At 46.7% G+C, this 18477-nt stretch carries 16 protein-coding genes; 14 read left to right on the top strand and 2 right to left on the bottom strand.

What is annotated here, in order from left to right; genetic code table 11:
- Positions 1 to 135 precede the first annotated feature (135 nt).
- Positions 136 to 1431 carry an MATE family efflux transporter gene (locus ACTHY5_RS04530; RefSeq protein WP_441877010.1) on the bottom strand — a complete coding sequence of 432 codons (1296 nt, stop codon included), beginning with the start codon at positions 1429 to 1431 and terminating at the stop codon, positions 136 to 138.
- Positions 1432 to 1666: 235 nt separating this feature from the next.
- On the opposite strand from ACTHY5_RS04530, the gene ACTHY5_RS04525 reads away from it, so the two are divergent.
- From ACTHY5_RS04525 to oxyR, 6 genes are all read left to right on the top strand, one after another.
- Complete coding sequence (locus tag ACTHY5_RS04525; RefSeq protein ID WP_441876986.1) at positions 1667 to 1957, top strand: co-chaperone GroES; 291 nt, start codon at positions 1667 to 1669, stop codon at positions 1955 to 1957.
- A gap of 45 nt (positions 1958 to 2002) precedes the next feature.
- Positions 2003 to 3640 carry a chaperonin GroEL gene (groL, locus tag ACTHY5_RS04520; protein ID WP_441876983.1) on the top strand — a complete coding sequence of 546 codons (1638 nt, stop codon included), beginning with the start codon at positions 2003 to 2005 and terminating at the stop codon, positions 3638 to 3640.
- 163 nt (positions 3641 to 3803) lie between these two features.
- The gene (locus ACTHY5_RS04515; RefSeq protein ID WP_441876980.1) at positions 3804 to 4304 is read left to right on the top strand and encodes a molybdopterin-binding protein; all 501 of its coding nucleotides are present in this window, start codon (positions 3804 to 3806) and stop codon (positions 4302 to 4304) included.
- Positions 4301 to 6286 carry an EAL domain-containing protein gene (locus ACTHY5_RS04510; protein WP_441876977.1) on the top strand — a complete coding sequence of 662 codons (1986 nt, stop codon included), beginning with the start codon at positions 4301 to 4303 and terminating at the stop codon, positions 6284 to 6286. The genes ACTHY5_RS04515 and ACTHY5_RS04510 overlap by 4 nt, the downstream gene beginning before the upstream one ends.
- A gap of 177 nt (positions 6287 to 6463) precedes the next feature.
- The gene (locus ACTHY5_RS04505) at positions 6464 to 7192 is read left to right on the top strand and encodes a glutathione peroxidase (protein ID WP_441876975.1); all 729 of its coding nucleotides are present in this window, start codon (positions 6464 to 6466) and stop codon (positions 7190 to 7192) included.
- A gap of 125 nt (positions 7193 to 7317) precedes the next feature.
- The gene (oxyR, locus tag ACTHY5_RS04500) at positions 7318 to 8232 is read left to right on the top strand and encodes a DNA-binding transcriptional regulator OxyR (RefSeq protein ID WP_441876972.1); all 915 of its coding nucleotides are present in this window, start codon (positions 7318 to 7320) and stop codon (positions 8230 to 8232) included.
- A gap of 184 nt (positions 8233 to 8416) precedes the next feature.
- On the opposite strand, the gene ACTHY5_RS04495 is transcribed toward oxyR, so the two are convergent.
- Positions 8417 to 10795, bottom strand: a complete 2379-nt coding sequence (locus ACTHY5_RS04495) for a penicillin-binding protein 1A (protein WP_441876969.1) — start codon at positions 10793 to 10795, stop codon at positions 8417 to 8419.
- A 159-nt stretch (positions 10796 to 10954) separates the two neighbouring features.
- On the opposite strand from ACTHY5_RS04495, the gene pilM reads away from it, so the two are divergent.
- The 8 genes from pilM (at position 10955) to ACTHY5_RS04455 (ending at position 18276) form a co-directional block, all read left to right on the top strand.
- Positions 10955 to 11956 carry a type IV pilus biogenesis protein PilM gene (pilM, locus tag ACTHY5_RS04490; RefSeq protein ID WP_441876966.1) on the top strand — a complete coding sequence of 334 codons (1002 nt, stop codon included), beginning with the start codon at positions 10955 to 10957 and terminating at the stop codon, positions 11954 to 11956.
- Positions 11944 to 12504: a PilN domain-containing protein gene (locus ACTHY5_RS04485; protein WP_441876964.1), complete on the top strand. Its 561-nt coding sequence runs from the start codon at positions 11944 to 11946 to the stop codon at positions 12502 to 12504. The genes pilM and ACTHY5_RS04485 overlap by 13 nt, the downstream gene beginning before the upstream one ends.
- A gap of 26 nt (positions 12505 to 12530) precedes the next feature.
- Positions 12531 to 13193: a type 4a pilus biogenesis protein PilO gene (locus ACTHY5_RS04480; RefSeq protein WP_441876961.1), complete on the top strand. Its 663-nt coding sequence runs from the start codon at positions 12531 to 12533 to the stop codon at positions 13191 to 13193.
- 26 nt (positions 13194 to 13219) lie between these two features.
- Positions 13220 to 13759: a hypothetical protein gene (locus ACTHY5_RS04475; RefSeq protein WP_441876958.1), complete on the top strand. Its 540-nt coding sequence runs from the start codon at positions 13220 to 13222 to the stop codon at positions 13757 to 13759.
- A gap of 422 nt (positions 13760 to 14181) precedes the next feature.
- The gene (gene aroK / locus ACTHY5_RS04470; RefSeq protein WP_441876955.1) at positions 14182 to 14700 is read left to right on the top strand and encodes a shikimate kinase AroK; all 519 of its coding nucleotides are present in this window, start codon (positions 14182 to 14184) and stop codon (positions 14698 to 14700) included.
- Positions 14701 to 14714: 14 nt separating this feature from the next.
- Entirely contained in the window at positions 14715 to 15794 is a 1080-nt protein-coding gene (gene aroB / locus ACTHY5_RS04465; protein ID WP_441876952.1) for a 3-dehydroquinate synthase, read from the top strand.
- Positions 15791 to 17167 (top strand): AAA family ATPase, encoded by a 1377-nt coding sequence (locus ACTHY5_RS04460; RefSeq protein ID WP_441876949.1) that lies wholly within the window; start codon positions 15791 to 15793, stop codon positions 17165 to 17167. The genes aroB and ACTHY5_RS04460 overlap by 4 nt, the downstream gene beginning before the upstream one ends.
- 299 nt (positions 17168 to 17466) lie before the next feature.
- Complete coding sequence (locus ACTHY5_RS04455) at positions 17467 to 18276, top strand: Dam family site-specific DNA-(adenine-N6)-methyltransferase (RefSeq protein WP_441876946.1); 810 nt, start codon at positions 17467 to 17469, stop codon at positions 18274 to 18276.
- Positions 18277 to 18477 lie beyond the last annotated feature (201 nt).

The raw sequence follows: 18477 nt of genomic DNA, 5'->3' as shown, positions 1-18477 counted from the left end.
GCGCAGCTAAAACAGCGCCTAACTTAAAAAGCACATTGATTGGTTTTTTCGTACAGCGGTCAGCGTAAGGCGTACAGCTGTATGCCTGAAATCCTGATTTCAAAAGCGCCAGTGTTAATTTTCAGCTAGGCGCTGTTAGTTAGGTGTTTTTATTTTCCAAGGGAAGCGCCACCAAGCGAAAGTAATCGCCATAGTGCCTGCCAGTATATTGGCGGCTAATATGCCAGAGAACACCCCTAACTCGCCGTGCCATATACTCCCCAGCCAGGCAAGCGGTAGTAGCAGGCCAAATAAGCGAATAGCGTTTAATAAAAACGAAATGCTAGAGACTCGCAGGCCATTAAGTGATGACGCCAACAGCATAAAGCAACCTTGTAAACCATACCCTAATGGCACTAAACGCAGATAAAAAGTTAAATGCTGGCTTACTTCCATATTGTCGGTAAAGCGCTCTGCCAACCACGGAGCGCTTAACCACAACAGAGCAAATACCAGTAGCTGAAAACCTATCGCAAAACGCATTGACTGTAATAAAGCCTGCCTGCTACGCAAGTGAAGACCTGCACCGGTATTTTGTGAAATAAAGGGAGCCAGTACCGAACTGAGCGCCATCATGACAATGAGCATTAACGCTTCTATGCGTGAGGCCGCGCCATAAGCGGCCACTACTTCTGTACCTAACCCGGCCAAAATTATCATCAATATCGACATGCTAAGTGGGTTTAGTAAGCTGGTAAAAGTAGCAGGAATAGCCACATGTAATAGCTGGCGCCAATGCGAAAGCAATAAATCACTTTGTATTAAAGGCCACTGCACAAGCCGCTCTCGACGCCACAATAACCAAACGCTGACATAACTTGCCATAAACCAAGAGCAGGCAGATGCAATGGCTGCGCCCTGGATGCCTAACTCAGGAAAAGGGCCTAAGCCAAAAATTAACAACGGATCGAGTAGGCCATTTACTAAGCCTGCTACCACCATCACCAGGCTTGGTGTACGGGTATCGCCGGTGGCGCGAATGGCAGAGTTTCCCACCATGGGGAGCACTAGCAAAGGCACGGTTAAATACCAAATGAGCATATAATCGTGCAACAGCACTAATAGCGCCTCTGTCGCGCCTAGCAACCTAAATAAGGGGTCTATAGTGAGTGCGCCCAGCACAGACAGCGCAGATACCAGCAATAACGCCAACAGCAAACTGTGGCTTGTAAATAGCGCTGCGCGTTGTTGGTTGCCCGCCCCTAACGCTTGACCAAGGCTGGCTGATAACCCAGCCCCCAGCCCCATGGCCAGTGAAATCATCACAAAGGTGACGGCAAAGGTAAAGCTGATGGCAGCCAAGGCTTCAGTACCGAGCAGACCAATAAAAAACAGATCTACGAGGTTAAAAGCTTGAATAGCGACAATGCCTAAGGCCATAGGGCCGGCCATTTTTGCTAGCTGACGATTAATAGGGGCAGTGAGCAGTAAATTTTGTGATACCAATCTTGTCTCGAACAATGAGTCGCACCGCTATTATGCGGCAAAAGAGTAAAAAAGGGCGCTTGTAAGATAAATATTTTGTAGCGCTGCCCTTGAAGCAGAGAAATCCGCTCCCATATAAAGAGCAGTACTTCATTTTGCGGCCGAAGGCCCTAAGTAACAACACTCACCAGGAGAGTTATTGATGAACATTCGTCCATTACACGATCGCGTTATTATCAAACGTACTGAAGCTGAGTCTACATCTGCCGGAGGCATTGTATTGACTGGATCTGCTGCTGAAAAGTCCACCCGAGGTGAAGTGCTGGCAGTAGGTAATGGCCGTGTACTAGATAGTGGTGAACTTAAGGCCATGTCGGTAAAGGTGGGTGATCAGGTTATTTTTAACGAAGGCTATGGCGTAAAAACTGAAAAGTTGGATGGCGAAGATGTGCTGATCCTATCTGAAAACGATATTTTGGCCATCGTAGAGTAAATCTCTAAGTTATCCTCTTCATTGACTAGCAAGGAATTATAAATAATGGCAGCTAAAGACGTAAAATTTGGTAACGACGCTCGTGCAAAAATGCTCACTGGCGTTAACATTCTTGCCGACGCAGTAAAAGTGACGTTAGGTCCTAAAGGCCGTAACGTCGTATTAGATAAATCTTTTGGTGCACCACTGATCACCAAAGATGGTGTTTCTGTGGCCAAAGAAATAGAGCTTGAAGACAAGTTTGAAAACATGGGCGCACAAATGGTGAAAGAAGTGGCGTCTAAGGCAAATGACGAGGCCGGCGACGGCACCACAACCGCCACTGTACTGGCGCAGTCTATTGTTAATGAAGGCTTAAAAGCGGTTGCTGCGGGCATGAACCCCATGGATCTTAAGCGTGGTATTGATAAAGCCGTAGTACAAGCCGTTGCAGAGCTAAAAGCGTTATCTGTACCTTGTAAAGACACCAAAGCTATTGCTCAGGTAGGAACCATTTCTGCTAACGCAGATGCAACTGTTGGTGCTCTTATTGCTGAGGCAATGGAAAAAGTAGGTACAGACGGTGTGATCACGGTTGAAGAAGGCCAAGGTCTACAAGATGAGCTGGATGTAGTAGAAGGCATGCAGTTTGACCGTGGTTATTTATCTCCTTACTTTATCACTAACCAAGAAACGGGCACCGTTGAGTTAGACGACCCCTTTATTTTGTTGGTTGACAAAAAAGTGTCTAATATTCGTGAGCTACTGCCCGTACTCGAAGGCGTAGCCAAGCAATCTAAACCGCTATTGTTGGTTGCCGAAGATGTAGAAGGCGAAGCACTGGCGACCTTGGTTGTGAACAATATGCGCGGTATTGTAAAAGTGGCTGCTGTTAAAGCGCCAGGCTTTGGTGACCGTCGTAAGGCCATGTTACAAGATATTGCCATGTTAACCGGTGGTACTGTTATTTCTGAAGAAGTGGGCTTAGAGCTAGAAAAGTCGACGTTAGAAGATCTAGGTCGTGCTAAGCGCGTAGTCATCAGCAAAGATAACACCACTATTATTGACGGCGTAGGTGAAGTTGCGGCCATTGAAGGTCGAGTGGCACAAATTCGTCAACAAATTGAAGACTCATCTTCAGATTACGACAAAGAAAAACTGCAAGAGCGCGTTGCTAAATTAGCTGGCGGTGTAGCGGTGATTAAAGTCGGTGCTGCGACTGAAATGGAAATGAAAGAAAAGAAAACCCGCGTAGATGATGCACTGCACGCAACCCGTGCTGCTGTAGAAGAAGGTGTGGTACCTGGCGGTGGTGTTGCCCTAGTGCGTGCTGCTAGCAAGATTGGCGAGCTCGTTGGCGACAACGAAGACCAAAACGTGGGTATTAAAGTAGCTCTACGTGCAATGGAAGCGCCGTTACGCCAAATTGTTACCAACGCGGGTGAAGAGGCTTCAGTTGTGGTTTCTAACGTCAAAGCGGGTGAAGGTAACTACGGCTATAACGCCGGTAATGACACCTACAATGATATGCTAGAGATGGGTATTTTGGATCCCACTAAGGTGACGCGTTCTGCACTGCAGTTTGCCGCCTCTGTTGCCGGTCTGATGATTACCACAGAAGCCATGGTGACTGATTTACCACAAAAAGAAGCTCCTGCTATGCCTGATATGGGCGGCATGGGTGGAATGGGCGGCATGATGTAATTTAGTTACCTTATGCTACGGGGGATCCCGCAGCCTAACTATAAAAAAACCGGGCCAGATGGCCCGGTTTTTTGTTGGCTTAATGACTTAATGCTATAGTCTAGGGTTGAAGTGTAAAGGGCCTCGTTGTTGCTACTACACTGAACGGTATAAGGAATTAAGTATGAAGCAGCTTGCTGGAATTCTCATTCTATTGTGCTCGTGGCAAGCCCTTGCCAGTGCCGAGCCTGTGGTACTTACCGTATATGGTGATATTGAGCTCAATGAGCAAAAATACAACCGACTTGATTTTACTCTCAGTGAATTACAAGCGTTTGCACAAGCCGATATCACCACCTCCCACCCTTGGTCTAGTGAGCAGCGCGGTTATCATGGTGTAGATATCAATAACTTATTTGAGGTGTTATTTAGCCAACAAAAAGTGTTGAGTTTTCAGCTAGAAGCCCTTAATGATTTCGGCATGACTATTAATTGGCAAAAAATTGCTCCTTACTCGCCTATTTTAGCGTGGCAAGAAAATCAACGCACAATGAGCTTACGCAACAAAGGCCCCTTATGGTTGATGCTGCCTTTTGATCAAGTGCCCAAAGTAAAACAAGCCGACTTTTTACATTTTATGGTATGGCAGCTTAGGGTCATGCGTGTGCATTCGGAGCCAGAATGAAGCGCATATTTTCTTCTTATCCCCGCATCGATGGCCAATATGGGCGAGTGCATCCCTTTAAATTTTTGTTGGGGGGCTGTTTGCTGCTGATTATTTTTTGGTTGGGCAGTTACGCAACTCGTACCTTAATAGATATTCGCCAACACAACAGTCTACTTGAGCATCGTACCTATGAAGTGCCTTGGTCTTTGATGCAGTTACAGTTAGAAGTAGGGCGGTTTTTAGATGCGGTGCGCCTGCGCCATGCTAATGCGATTAGTCAGCAAGAGTTTATGTTGCGTTATGATATTTTATGGAGCCGAACCCCCATATTATTAAGTAGTCAGTTTAAAAACACCTTAAGTGACAGGCCTGACTTATGGCTATTGATCCGCCAAATTCATGAGCGGGTGCGTTCTTTAGAGCAAGCAGTGCAAACATTAGAGCCTGATAGCCGTCGCTATTTACTGATATTGACCGAACTTAGCCCATATCTTGAGCCATTATCGCGTACCGTGACGGCTACCATGTTGGATAACGTTCGCTTTTATGCTGAATATGATCAGGCTTATCACCAGCTAGGTAAACAACTTTATCAACAAATTATTGGGCTATTTGTAGCGCTAATTACCTTATTGTTGGTGTTGTTTAGAGAGTTAAGGCGCTACTGGCAATTACAACAGCAAGACCCTTTAACAGGGCTGCCCAATCGGTTTGCATTACAGCGCCATGTTGCCCCTATGATTGAACAGAGCCTGCCTTTTAGCTTGACCTTGTTAGAGTTGAAAGACTTTCGTAAGCATCACCATCGTTTTGGTTACGAAGTGGCTGATAAACTGTTTCAAGAGTGTGGCCGCCGATTACAAGCCTGTTTACAGCCCAATGAGTACATTGCCCAACCCGACCAAGGCCGTGTGCTGGTCTTAGGGAGGGGAGTGGTTGAATTAGAAGAAGCACGGGCGCAGATGTCGCGTTTTCGTCAAGCCTTAACAGATAAAGCCACCATTGATGAGTGTCATTTTTATATGGAGCCAATGATGGGGGGGGTACTTTACCCGGCGGATGCAGATAATTTTATTGATTTACTCGCACGAGGGGAGTTTGCCCTAGAGTTGTGTAAGCAAAAAAATGCACCGTATGTATTTTTTGACCCTTCATTATTGAAAGAAATTTCGCGTCGCCAGCAACTCGCCAAAGATTTGTCTGCCGCTATTGATAGTAATAATCTCACGCTACGCTTGCAGCCTATCGTGCAATGGCCCAGCCAACAATGCATCGGGCTGCAAGCACTCAGTAGTTGGCACCATCCTCATTTTGGCATTATATCTCCCCCAGAGTTATTGCGTGTGGCAGAACAATATCAGCGTGCTGAGCGCCTGATTGTGTGGACGCTGCAAGCTGCTTGTTCACAGTTTTCCAGTTGGCAACATCATCATCTGTTTATTAGTATCACGCTGCCGGCTGCCATCTTTAGAGTGGGCATTGAGCAAACGCTGCTTCACCTATTAGCGCAGCAAAACATGAACCCAAGTACATTAATAGTAGAAGTAAACGAAAGCATTGCCATGGAAAACCTTCGTGAAACGATGGAGGTAATGAACCGTTTACGTGTAGCAGGAATACGCATTATATTGACCGAGTTTGGTACTGGGTGCTCTGCTGTCGGACAAGTATCTCAACTGCCCCTTAATTGGTTGCAGCTTGATCCGCTTGCTTGCAGTGGTATAGAGCACTCAGGAGAGCCACGCCATCAATTAGACATTTTGTTCTCAACTGCGGACGTATTGCGGTTACCTTTAATATGCTCTGGTGTTGATCAAGTAAGCACATTAAGCACCTTAGAGGCTATCCGCAGCCCTTTGTTAATACAAGGTGATGCTGTGTGCTCACCTTTGTTATTGAATGAAATTACAGAGTGGTTAGATACCGTGCCAAGCACAGACTTTAATAAAGACCCTAAAATTAGAAATACTGAACAGTCAGATAAAATAGCAGTAGAGTAAACATGGCCTGTGCTAATGGACAGTAGCTAGCCGTTAGAGTGCATTGATAGCTTTAAGCTATTAAAATAATAGATAGTAATGACTTAACTAATGAGTGCTAGCTAGGCATACTAAACCCATGCCAACGAAGTAGCAGAAAATGATGCTACATCATACGTCTTATCCAAGGAGTTATTTATGTTGCAAGATAAAACTGGTCAAGCTATTCCCGACGTGACGTTTAGAACACGCCAAGGCGAAGACTGGGTTGATGTTAGCACCCGCGATATTTTTAAGGGCAAAACCGTAGTGGTATTCTCATTACCTGGCGCTTTTACCCCCACTTGTTCTTCTACTCACCTACCTCGTTATAACGAGCTTGCCTCGGTATTAGCCGAGAATGGTGTAGACGACATAGTCTGTTTAAGTGTTAACGATACTTTTGTCATGAACGCATGGTTAGCCGACCAAGAAGCTGGCAATATTCGGGTGTTACCTGATGGTAACGGTGAGTTTACTGATGGCATGGGAATGCTTGTTGACAAACAAGACCTTGGTTTTGGTAAGCGCTCTTGGCGTTACTCTATGCTGGTAAAAGACGGCATTATTGAAAAAATGTTTATTGAGCCCAACAAGCCTGGCGACCCTTTTGAAGTGTCAGATGCTGATACTATGCTGGCCTATATTAATCCCAAAGCGCTTAAGCCATCAGCCATTAGTGTTTTTACCAAACTTGGCTGCCCTTTCTGTGTGCGTGCCAAGCAGGCATTAAACGATAAAAATATCGCTTTCCAAGAAGTCGTGTTAGGGAAGGATATTAGTAGTACAACGCTAAAAGCGGTGTCTGGGCGCAGTACAGTGCCGCAAATTTTTATTGATGGCCAGCATATTGGCGGCAGTGAAGAACTAACAGAATATCTAGCGTAAATATTCAACACACATGAGCTAGCGAATGAAACAGCGCGGGTTATCTAACTCGCGCTGTTTTGTTTATAGTGCGTCATAGTAGGGTATAGGGGTGTGGCGCTGGTTTAAAGCATCAAGGAGGCACAGTGAATTTACGAGATCTTGAGTATTTAGTGGCTTTATCGCAAGAGCGTCACTTTCGCAAAGCAGCAGAAAAGTGCTTTGTGAGCCAGCCCACCTTAAGCGGGCAATTGCGCAAATTAGAAGACGAGTTAGAGGTGTTGCTCATTGAACGCACCTCACGGACAGTGTTATTTACCCCAGCAGGAGATGCCATTACGGCACAGGCAAAGCGGATACTAGCTGAAACTAAAGAATTAAAAGATATCGCTCGCACCTTTACTGAACCCATGTCTGGGGATATGCATATCGGGCTAATTCCTACTGTGGGCCCTTATTTATTGCCGCATATCATTCCCCTGTTTAAGCAGCATTTCCCTGAATTACAATTATATTTATACGAAGCACAAACTCACACTTTGCTTAAACAACTGGCCGATGGTGATCTCGATTGCTTGATATTAGCCGAGCTCGACAATATGGACAGCTTTAGTTCTTTAGCTCTTTATAATGAGCCCATGGTGCTGGCGCTGCCTTGTGATCATGCCTGGGCACAGCGGCCCCATATTGGCTTAAGTGAATTACAAGGTGAAAAGTTACTCATGTTAGAAGATGGTCATTGCCTGCGAGATCAAGCCATGGGCTTTTGTTTTGCGGCAGGCATTGGCGAAGATAAGCACTTTAAAGGTACCAGCTTAGAAACTCTGCGTAACATGGTTGCAGCAGGCTCGGGGTTAACACTAATGCCCCAAATGGCCACCGAGCCTCAACAAACCAATGGCGGCGTTTGCTATGTTCCTGTTATTGATCCCGAGCCCAAGCGCACTATTAGTTTGCTACACAGAGTAAACTCAGTGCGCCGCCCCTGTTTTAATGAAGTAGCTAAAGTGATTAAGAACAGTGTTGAGCTTGATCACCTCGCAAATAGAAAAAAGCGCTAGCCTAATACCAACCTACCCCGAGCACAGGGTCGAATTTATTCGACCTCTTTAGATCTTGCTATGGTTTTTAGTTGATAGAAATCGACTCTACAGAGCCATAAAACCTGATCGGTTAGTTTTCCAAACACCCTCAACTTAGCATGGTATAGAGGAGGGTGCTTTAGCCTAGCGCTGTTATTTATTGTTAAAACAAATCATCGGTTACGCTGGTGCCACCAAAAGTTTGATTAGCACTGGGCGAGCTGTAATGTTTAGGTTCTGACCCGCTCACAAAATACTCAGAAAACCCCTTGCCACGACTCAATAAACCGTTGCCAGTATCAATAGTGGCACGGGTTAAACTGGCGGGTACAGTCCATTCTTGCTCTGGGTCGTCTTGTAGGGCGACTTGCATATAGTCTGCCCAAATGGGGAGTGCTGTACTGCCACCAAACTCTCCCCCAGCCACTTGGCTTGAATCTAAGTTAGCATTATGACGAGTGCGACCTAGCGGCCGGCCAAAGTCATCAAATCCTACCCAAGCGGTGGCTACTCTATGAGGGTTAAACCCTGAAAACCAAGCGTCACGAGAGTCGTTAGTGGTGCCGGTTTTTCCTGCAATATCGCGTCTTTTAAGTGCTCGCAGCGCGCGCCAACCTGTGCCATTCCAATGCTTACCATTCGTGGTGCCTCCCACAATAGCGGAGTTAAGTGCTTGGCTGACTAAAAAGGCATTTTCTTCACTGATTACCGGCGTGGCTATGGGGTTGGCCTCGTACAATATTACTCCATTTGAGTCTTCTATGCGTTGCACCACAAAAGGTGTGACCCTATTGCCACCATTTGCGAGTGCCGCATAACCGGTCACCATTTGTAAGGGCGTGGCAGAAGGGGAGCCTAATGCCAAACTGTCGGTAGCGGGGATTTGTTCAGTATCAAATCCTAAATCGTTAAGGCGTTGCATGGCTGCAGGAATACCGGCTTCGCGGAGTAGGCGAATAGAGACCACGTTTTTAGAGCGAGCTAACGCTTCACGAACACGAATAGGGCCATCGTACACATTAGGCGAATTACGCGGCTTCCAGCTATTACCACTGCCGGCATCCCAGTGGTTAATGGGGGCATCATTGACCATGCTAGCAAGAGTAAAGCCGCTATCAAGTGCTGTTGAGTAAATAAAAGGTTTGATGTTTGAGCCCATTTGCCGCTCTGCTTGTTGGGCTCGGTTAAACTTATTTAAACTAAAGTTGAAGCCACCTACCAATGAGGTGATGGCGCCATTACTAGGGTCTAATGCCACGAGCGCACCGTTAATATCGGGTAATTGCGCTAACATCCAGCTTTCATTTTGTGGGCGTACCCAAATTTGTTCCCCTGGGGCGAGGGCATCTGTGGCTTTTTTAAGGGCATGACCTTGGCGGCTATCTGAAAGATAAGCTCGAGCCCATTTAATCCCATCCCAATCGAGGGTGACGTCGCCAATCTCTTTAATCAAAACTGTCGCGCTACGATCAGTCACTTGAGTGACCACTGCGGGAATTAAAGGCCAGTAGCTCGGTTGCTCAGCTAAATGAGCTTCAATTTCGGTATGACTCCAAGGAGAGTCTTGCCATAATTGTGCGCTTGCCCCTCTATAGCCGTGGCGCAAGTCATAACCTAATAAGCCATCTATTAGCGCCTTAGTACCGGCTTGCTGCTCGTCTGACGCAACTGTAGTGTAAACGTTTAATCCTTGGGTATAAGCTTTTTCACCAAACATATTTAACGCAAATTGATGGGCCATCTCAGCCAAATAAGGTGCGCTTAAGGTGATTTCTGCTCCGTGGTAGCGGGCAGCAACCGGTTCTGCCATGGCGTCATTGTATTGTTGGCGATTAATTTTATTGGTTTCTAACATGCGCCCTAATACGACGGCTCTACGCTGACCGGCACGCTCAGGGTGACTAATGGGGTTAAGCGCAGAAGGCGCCTTTGGTAAACCAGCAATCATGGCTGCTTCGGCCAAGGTTAAGTCTCCCAGTTCTTTACCATAATATACCTGTGCAGCAGCCCCCACGCCATGAGAGCGATGCCCAAGTGCAATTTTATTTAAATATAACGACAACACTTCATCTTTACTTAATAAAGACTCAATATGCAGGGCAATAAATATTTCTTTGATTTTACGAATAATGGTTTTTTCACGAGTTAAAAAGAAATTTCTCGCCACTTGTTGGGTAATAGTACTGGCCCCTTGGCGCTTTTCACCCGTAGTAATCCACACCATAGCCGCACGACTAATACCGATAGGGTCAATGCCAGGATGTTCATAAAAGCGGGTATCTTCGGTAGCCAAAAAAGCATCAATAAGCACATCAGGCATATGGTTAATATCAATGGGCGTTCTGCGTTGTTCACCATATTGTGAGATAAGCTCGCCGTCGTTACTCAGTATCCGCATCGGGGTTTCTAGGCGAATATCTTTTAGTTCAGCTACATCAGGCAGCTCGGGCTTTACTTGTTGGTAGAGCACAAATATAGCGGCCACACCGCACAATGCTAACAATAAGCCTAATAAGAACAGGCGAACTAGCCATTTAACCATGAAATATTAATCCAGAATAATTAAAGCTGATTTAGTCTGCCAGTATATCCTGTATCGGTAGGGTTATTCGAGCGCTTTATCTTTATATGAAAAATAGACTCCCCCACAACGCGACTCCGACTATGCTTAATAGTATCACCTCACATTGCACGGATGCTTATGTTGAGAGAAATGTTCATCGCCACGTTTAGGCCCAGTTCAGCAAGCCATACGGTTATTGGTATCGACTTTGGTTGTCATTATATTAAAGCATTAGCTCTAACACACCACACCAATAAGATTAAGCTTGAGGGAATAGCCAGTGTTGCCACGCCACCTGGTGCCATTATTGATTATCAAGTCTACCCAATACCGCCTTTAATTGAAGCGCTGAAACTATTAAAGACATCGTTAAACATTCGTTCTAGGCAAGTTGTGACTGCGCTAAGCGGCAGTAGTGTAACCACCAAGGTAGTGCATGTTCCTGCGTTATTTACTGGTGACGTGCTGGCGCTGCACATGCAGCAAGAAGCCTTGCAGCACCTTGCTTCAGAACTTGATGAAATTAGCCTTGACTATGAAGTGCTTGGGCCAAGTGAACCGTCGGCTGAGCGCAACAAGGTACTATTAAGCGTTGCCCGCACTGAGCATATTCAAGCCAGAGTAGATGTACTACGCCAAGTGGGTTGGCAAACTAAAATTGTTGATATTGGCAGTCATGCATTAGCTAGAGCAGTCGCTTTTTTATGGCCTGAGTGCCTAGCGTTGCGCATTGCAGTGCTAGATATAGGAGCACACAGTATGACTTTTACTGTATTGGAACAAGGTGAGGTCATCCATCATCGTTTGCAGTCTTTGGTGAGCGATACAGCTTTATCTTTGGCGGACTCTCCTGTTTTTGCAGCGCAAAGTGCAGAGCTAATTGTGCAGCAGGTTCAGCGTAATATACAGCTGTATTGCAGCCACACAGGGCATGAACCGCCGGCGCAATGTTGTTTGTTTGGCGGAGATCCCGCACTCCCCTTGTTAGCAGAGCAACTCACAGAAGAGCTATCAGTCTGTGTTATGCAGGCTGATTTTTCTCATGTGTTTGATATGAACCATCATCAAGGCGTTCAGGTCTCGACTTATGGGACTGCGCTTGGGTTGGCGTTACGCCGTGGTGTGCCATGTCGAATATAAATTTATTGCCGTGGCGACAGCAATTACAAGCCAAACAAAAGCGGCATTTTATGCTGCAATTAGGTGTTGCGTGCTTACTGAGTTTAGCCCTGCTGATGCTGGCTTATAGCCATGTTAAGCAAGCAGCACAGGCTCAACAACAGCACAACATAAGATTACAAACGGCGAGCACCCAGCTAGATAGTACATTAGGCACCATAGAGCAGCTACGTCAGCAACAACACGCATTGCACACCAAGATCCAGGTGATTGATAAGCTGCAACAACAGCGGCATCTACCTGTGCAATTGTTTAATCAGCTACCAAACTGGATCTCTGATGATGTGCACTTAGATGATGTGCATTTATCAGACAAAGGAGTGGTGATAAGTGGTCAAGCCCAAACACACAGTTCACTAGCACTTATGATTGAACAAATAGAAGGCAGTCATTGGCTTAATCAGCCTAGGCTTAGTGTGAGCGCGACTGACGATGCTACTGCAGGCTCTGGGCTCCCATTTATATTGCAATTAAATATAAGAAACCTTAGCAAAGCCGGTGACGAATGACGTTCAGTGGGTGATAGGAGGAAGCCATGAAATGGTCATTAAGCGAACTTGAATTAAAGCAGGTAGCGCACTGGCCGGCTGCAGCTAAAGCGTTACTGTTTGTGATACTGGTCACTGCATTATGCCTAGCGGGTAGTTACTTTTTTATTGCACAGCAGTGGGCATTATTACGACAAGCGCAGCAGCAAAATATAGCGCTCACTCCCGTAGTGATGCAAAAAAAAGCCATGGCCGAAAGTTTACCCGCTTATCAGCAACGCGCAGCACAGCTCGTGCAACAAGAACTTCGGCTACTACAGCGGCTACCCGCTCAGCAATATAGCGCCCAGGTACTGCACGATATTAGCACTTTGGCTCAACAGCATCGCCTTACCATAACCCATGTGCAGTGGGAAAAAGAGCAACCTTTATCACAGCATCATTTACCTGACCAACGTCAGCCCAGCGTGGTAAGCACATCTTCAAAAAAAGCAGGCCCAACAAAGCTGTTGCTGCGCATTAGCACTCAAGGGCAGTACCATCAACTGGGGCAGTTTGTTGCAGCGCTATCAGCCTTGCCGCGCATTGTGCTTATCGACAGCCTTACACTCTCGAGGCCTCAGGCTCAGGCGAGTGTTGCGCCATTGAACATGGAGTTGTTAACCAGCACTTACACCTATCCGGTAATGGAGGCTACAGACTCACGATGACATTGCCTTTTTATCAGCGAATATTCATGCGTCTTTTTGTGTTAACCGCCGCTGGGCTACTGGTTGTAAGTTGCCATAAACCAGTTGACCCTCAGGGCGCGAACACTGAGCCTGCGTCCCGCCAGTATATGCCTACGGCGTTGTCTGATCCTCACCCATACCAAGCTCCAAGCTACCATGCTCTATTAGCACGCGACCCTTTTGTTTCTGTTGGTCCTCAAGTTATAGCTGTACAGCCGCAACCACCTGTTGAGCCTAGCGCAAAACTTGGGTGTGAGCCTAAATTCCGGCCACAAAATATAGCCCAAACTTGGGCGCTGCGTGCGACCTTTAATGGGGGGCCTCGCCCCTCAGCACTGATTGATATTCCAAATACTGGCATCATCAGCACTCGTGTTGGTCAACAACTGATCACGCAAGCAACCCATAGCCAAAGTCAGCCCCCACAGGCTGAGCAGATAGAAGTGTTGGCCATAAAAAGTCAACAGGTGATATTAAAGCACCTGCAAGGGGTAGGGTCAGATTGCCTTCACACCGAGAGGGTCACCCTAAACTTATATGATTAAAGCCTGCACAAAGCTATTGGCTGTCAGTTAAGCGGTATTTTATAGCTTATCTAATACACCGGTAGTCAGGCTCTGTTTTTACTTAATATGACAACTTGAGTTGATTATCTGGGCTTCCCCCCGTATTGTGCATCACAGTATGTGTATCCTAATATCCTTGGCACTTTATCGCTGTTAGTCAAATCAGGTGATAAAAAGCTAAGTTGATCATCAAACAGACCAGTAACGGGAAGGCGGACGCGAAGCAAAGTGGCGAATAATCATCTCGCTCAAGGCTTCTTTGACCCTTAACGAAGGGTTGTCCTTGCCAGCGACTGACTCAGTTGCGATAATTCGGCGTCCAATTTCAAAAGTGAAGGTTAGATTCATCGTCGACCCTGCGGTGTTCGTGGGGCGCATTTGTTTGTGAGAATTTCGTGTAAATGGCTGAGAAACGCAATATATTCCTAGTAGGGCCTATGGGTGCGGGCAAGAGCACCATTGGTAAATACCTAGCGCAGCAACTGCATATGGAGTTTTATGACTCTGATCATGAAATTGAGCGCCGTACTGGTGCCGATATCAGCTGGGTATTCGATGTAGAAGGCGAAGAGGGCTTTCGCGAACGCGAAGAAAAAGTCATCAACGACCTAAGTGAGTTACAAGGCATTGTTCTTGCCACCGGCGGCGGTTCTATTAAAAGTAAAGAGAGTCGTAATCGGTTATCTGCGCGCGGCATCGTTGTTTATTTAGAAACACCAGTAGAAAAACAGCTGGCGCGAGTGCAAAAAGATAAACGCCGCCCATTGCTACAAACTGAAGAGTCACCCGAAGAGGTGTTAAAGCGTTTGGCAGCAGAGCGCAACGAGCTATACCAAGAAATAGCCGACTATGTAGTGCGTACCGATGAACAAGGCGCCAAGTTGGTGGCCAATCACATCGCCGACTTAATTGGCCTGTAACGGATAAGAAGCCCATGGAAAGGTTAACCGTAAATTTGGGGGAGCGTAGCTATCCCATTATTATTGCCGAGCAACTCTTAACGCAGGGTGAACTGCTGCGTAATGCAGTGCAAGGCAGTAAGGTGTTAGTGGTCACCAATGACGTGGTAGCACCGTTATATTTAGACGCCTTATTGGCTGCTCTAGCACCTTTGCAGGTTGAGTCTTTGGTATTACCCGATGGTGAGCAATTTAAAAACCTAGACACTTTTAATCAGGTGATGGGGACCTTACTGGCGGGTAATCACGGTCGGGACACCACTCTTATTGCTTTAGGTGGGGGGGTGATCGGGGATTTAACGGGGTTTGCTGCAGCTTGTTATCAACGTGGGGTGCCCTTTATTCAAGTGCCTACTACGTTGCTGGCACAAGTTGATTCCTCGGTGGGCGGCAAAACGGCGGTAAACCACCCCTTGGGTAAAAATATGATTGGGGCTTTTTATCAGCCACAATTAGTGTTGATAGATACAGTGTGTTTAAAGACACTTCCCGAGCGTGAGTTTTCAGCAGGTCTGGCAGAAGTTATTAAATACGGCATTATTTGGGATGCTGATTTTTTTGCTTGGTTGGAGCAAAATATTGAACGCCTCCAACAGCTTGATGGCAGCGCGCTGAGCTATGCGATTCGCCGATGCTGCGAAATTAAAGCCGATATGGTGGCCAGCGACGAGCGAGAGCAGGGGGTACGTGCACTATTAAATTTAGGTCACACCTTCGGTCACGCCATAGAAGCAGAAATGGGCTATGGCAACTGGCTACATGGTGAAGCTGTGAGTGCGGGCACTATGCAAGCATGTCTCACTGCAAAGCTGCGTGGTGAGATGACTGATGCTGATATCGCTCGGGTAGAAAACCTTTTTATTAAAGCCAAGCTGCCGATAACAGGCCCAGCGATAATGAGCTTAAGTCAATATTTGCCGCACATGATGCGTGATAAAAAAGTATTGGCTGGGCAATTACGACTGGTGTTACCCATGGGGATTGGCCGTGCTCAGGTAGTGAGTGATGTGACCGAAGCACAGCTGGCCCAGGTGGTGTCGGAAACCACGCCGTGACCGATACGGTAACCCCGCCTTATTCATCTTTGCAGCAGTTGCTAGCGCGGCTGCTGCACTTGTCTCGTCTCGACACCGACTTTGTTTTACTCACAGGCCCTGTTGGGGCGGGCAAATCCTACCTAGCACAGCAATTAGTTGAGCAAACCATGTTAATGCAGCCGACAGTGCTGGATGCTAAAGCGCTTAACAGTCACCCTCGTTTTCGTCATGCTTTGCTGAGTCATTGGTTTCCTACTGCTATTTTTGATGCAGAAGAGCCATTAGCGAACTCAATGGAAAGATTACTGCCTGATAGTTTATATAAACGCTTAGTGGTGGTGGACAATAGTGCTTGGCTAACGGATATTTTATTGCAAGAATTGGTGCAGTTATACACCAGCTTGCCGTCAGCTGTTCGCCCTTTTATGCTGTTAGTGGGAGAAGCTGAATGGGCGGACCAGGTTCGTAAGCAGTTGGATGCTGGTATGCTAGCTAATCTGTTAGAAGTAGAAGTGCCATCGCTAACACTTACTGATCAGCAAGGTCTACAGCAGGCACTAAAACGACAGTCCCCTTTAAATACCCACCCAGAGGCTCAATCTCCCGGTGAGGTCATTGAGACTACGGAGCCAAAGATGAACATCGAACATTACCGCCAACTATTAGCTCAAAAGTCAGTAAAAATACTGTTAACAGTTCTTATTGTCGTGCTGTTGCTGATTGTTATTGTCAGTCTGCTACCGAGTTCAACACAATCTGATACTCAAATAACCCCACCATTTGAACAAGACCAAACGGCTCTGCCGCAGCCGGTGCCTAATGATAGTAACCCCGTCACCACTAACCCTGAACTGCCTACAAACAATGCCGATCAGGGGCGTGCCGTGGTACAAGAGTGGCCAACAGAAACCTTGCCAGAGACGCCCACTATCACCACAAGTGATGCGCCAACGCGAGACGATAGCAGTAAAGAGCGAGTGGTCATTGAAGATGATGTAGTAAGTCAGCTTATGGAACGAGAAGCGCTCACACAGCAACCGGCTAAAGCGCAACCGGCGGCTAAACCCAAGCCAAGCAAGTCTGCTCCAGCTGCTAAGGCAAGCTTAGGAACAGTTGCAAACCTCATGCAAAAGTCGTCACAGCGTTATACCTTGCAGCTAATGGCTGGGCGTAATAAACCGGTATTAGAGGCGTTAGCAGCCAAGCATAACTTAAGTCCAGCTTGGGTTTATCCACGCACGATGAACGGCGAGGCATGGTTTGTATTAGTACAAGGTGATTACCTTTCAGCCAACCATGCTCGTAACGCGATTAAGGGCTTGGCATCAGAGTTACAAGAAGCCAAACCTTGGCCTAAACCTTTTGCTCAAGTACAAGACGAAGTGAAGTAAGGAAGCGCCTAGCGCAAACCGACTGCTGTACGCTATACGTCGACCGCTGTACGAAAAAATCAAAACCGGTGTTTTTCTTTAACGTAAGGCGTACAGCGTTAAACGTATAGCGTTGTTTTCGTAAGATGTAGAGGCCGCTTTAGCTGGCCGGTGGCGCTTGACCTGCACCACGTGAAGCGTAGGTGTTTTTTAGCTAGGCGCTTGGTGCCAGGCGCTCGGCGCTGCCCTTAACCACTAGCCATCACAGTGGCTAATGGTTACAATGCGCGCCCCTTATCGGTTCGGCTTTAATGACAACAATGACTAAAACTCGAGCATTTTTAAAATGGGCTGGCGGTAAGTACGGCCTCATAGAGAGTATTAATCAACGGTTGCCCGAAGCCCGAGAGCTTGTTGAGCCTTTTATGGGAGCGGGCTCAGTTTTTTTAAATTCCGATTTTGAATCTTATCTACTTGCTGATATTAACGCGGATCTTATTCATCTCTATCAGCTACTAAAAAGTCAGCCAGATGTCTTTATCCGTGAAGCTGCAACTCTATTTACCCCCTGCAATAATGCCAAAGACGCTTACTACAATCACCGCATTGCCTTTAATCAAGAGCATGATCGCTTTCGACGTGCGTTATTGTTTTTATACCTTAATCGTCATGGCTACAACGGCCTATGCCGTTATAATAAAAGTGGCGGCTTTAACGTCCCGTTTGGCTCCTATAAAAAGCCGTATTTCCCTGAAAAAGAACTGTGGTTTTTTGCCGAGAAAGCTCAAAAAGCCACCTTTGTCTGCCAAGGGTACGACCAAGTGTTTGCCCAAGCTAAGCCTGATCAAGTGTTTTACTGTGATCCGCCATACGCCCCCTTGTCTACAACCGGCTTTACTACCTACGCCGCTAATGGATTTACCTTAGATGACCAAGCCATTCTTGCCCGTCTAGCCCGAAAGGCTGCAAGTGCGGGTATACCTGTGCTGGTAAGCAATCACGATATCCCCCTAACTCGTGAGCTCTATCGCGGCGCCGACTTACAAGTGGTGTCGGTTAAGCGCACCATCAGTCGCAACACAGACAACCGCAAAAAAGTAGATGAACTGCTAGCCTTGTTTAAAGGTTAACAACCGCACCCAGTACCAAGTGGGAGCCGACCGCTGAGCGCTATATGTCGAGCGGTGTACGAAAAAATCAAAACCGGTGTTTTTCTTTAACGTAATACCAATCTAAGTAAAAATGTGATCTGATTTAAAGCTGGATCTAGAGGAAGCAGAGTCACCTTCCACGACACGCCATAAACCCATCCATGGGGGCTCGGGAAATGC

The organism is Oceanisphaera sp. (genome assembly GCF_052084945.1).
Taxonomy (GTDB): Bacteria; Pseudomonadota; Gammaproteobacteria; order Enterobacterales; family Aeromonadaceae; genus Oceanimonas.
The sequence above is the reverse complement of the archived record's forward strand: the minus strand, read 5'-3'. Positions and strand labels throughout refer to the sequence as shown.

Bases quoted from the DNA above. Each gene is read 5' to 3' on its own strand.
- pilM (WP_441876966.1), top strand. From the start codon at position 10,955: ATGTTGAGAGAAATGTTCATCGCCACGTTTAGGCCCAGTTCAGCAAGC.
- ACTHY5_RS04510 (WP_441876977.1), top strand. From the start codon at position 4,301: ATGAAGCGCATATTTTCTTCTTATCCCCGCATCGATGGCCAATATGGG.
- groL (WP_441876983.1), top strand. From the start codon at position 2,003: ATGGCAGCTAAAGACGTAAAATTTGGTAACGACGCTCGTGCAAAAATG.
- ACTHY5_RS04505 (WP_441876975.1), top strand. From the start codon at position 6,464: ATGTTGCAAGATAAAACTGGTCAAGCTATTCCCGACGTGACGTTTAGA.
- ACTHY5_RS04455 (WP_441876946.1), top strand. From the start codon at position 17,467: ATGACTAAAACTCGAGCATTTTTAAAATGGGCTGGCGGTAAGTACGGC.
- ACTHY5_RS04480 (WP_441876961.1), top strand. From the start codon at position 12,531: ATGAAATGGTCATTAAGCGAACTTGAATTAAAGCAGGTAGCGCACTGG.
- aroB (WP_441876952.1), top strand. From the start codon at position 14,715: ATGGAAAGGTTAACCGTAAATTTGGGGGAGCGTAGCTATCCCATTATT.
- ACTHY5_RS04525 (WP_441876986.1), top strand. From the start codon at position 1,667: ATGAACATTCGTCCATTACACGATCGCGTTATTATCAAACGTACTGAA.
- ACTHY5_RS04475 (WP_441876958.1), top strand. From the start codon at position 13,220: ATGCGTCTTTTTGTGTTAACCGCCGCTGGGCTACTGGTTGTAAGTTGC.
- ACTHY5_RS04530 (WP_441877010.1), bottom strand. From the start codon at position 1,431: ATGGCCGGCCCTATGGCCTTAGGCATTGTCGCTATTCAAGCTTTTAAC.
- ACTHY5_RS04495 (WP_441876969.1), bottom strand. From the start codon at position 10,795: ATGGTTAAATGGCTAGTTCGCCTGTTCTTATTAGGCTTATTGTTAGCA.
- ACTHY5_RS04485 (WP_441876964.1), top strand. From the start codon at position 11,944: ATGTCGAATATAAATTTATTGCCGTGGCGACAGCAATTACAAGCCAAA.
- aroK (WP_441876955.1), top strand. From the start codon at position 14,182: ATGGCTGAGAAACGCAATATATTCCTAGTAGGGCCTATGGGTGCGGGC.
- ACTHY5_RS04515 (WP_441876980.1), top strand. From the start codon at position 3,804: ATGAAGCAGCTTGCTGGAATTCTCATTCTATTGTGCTCGTGGCAAGCC.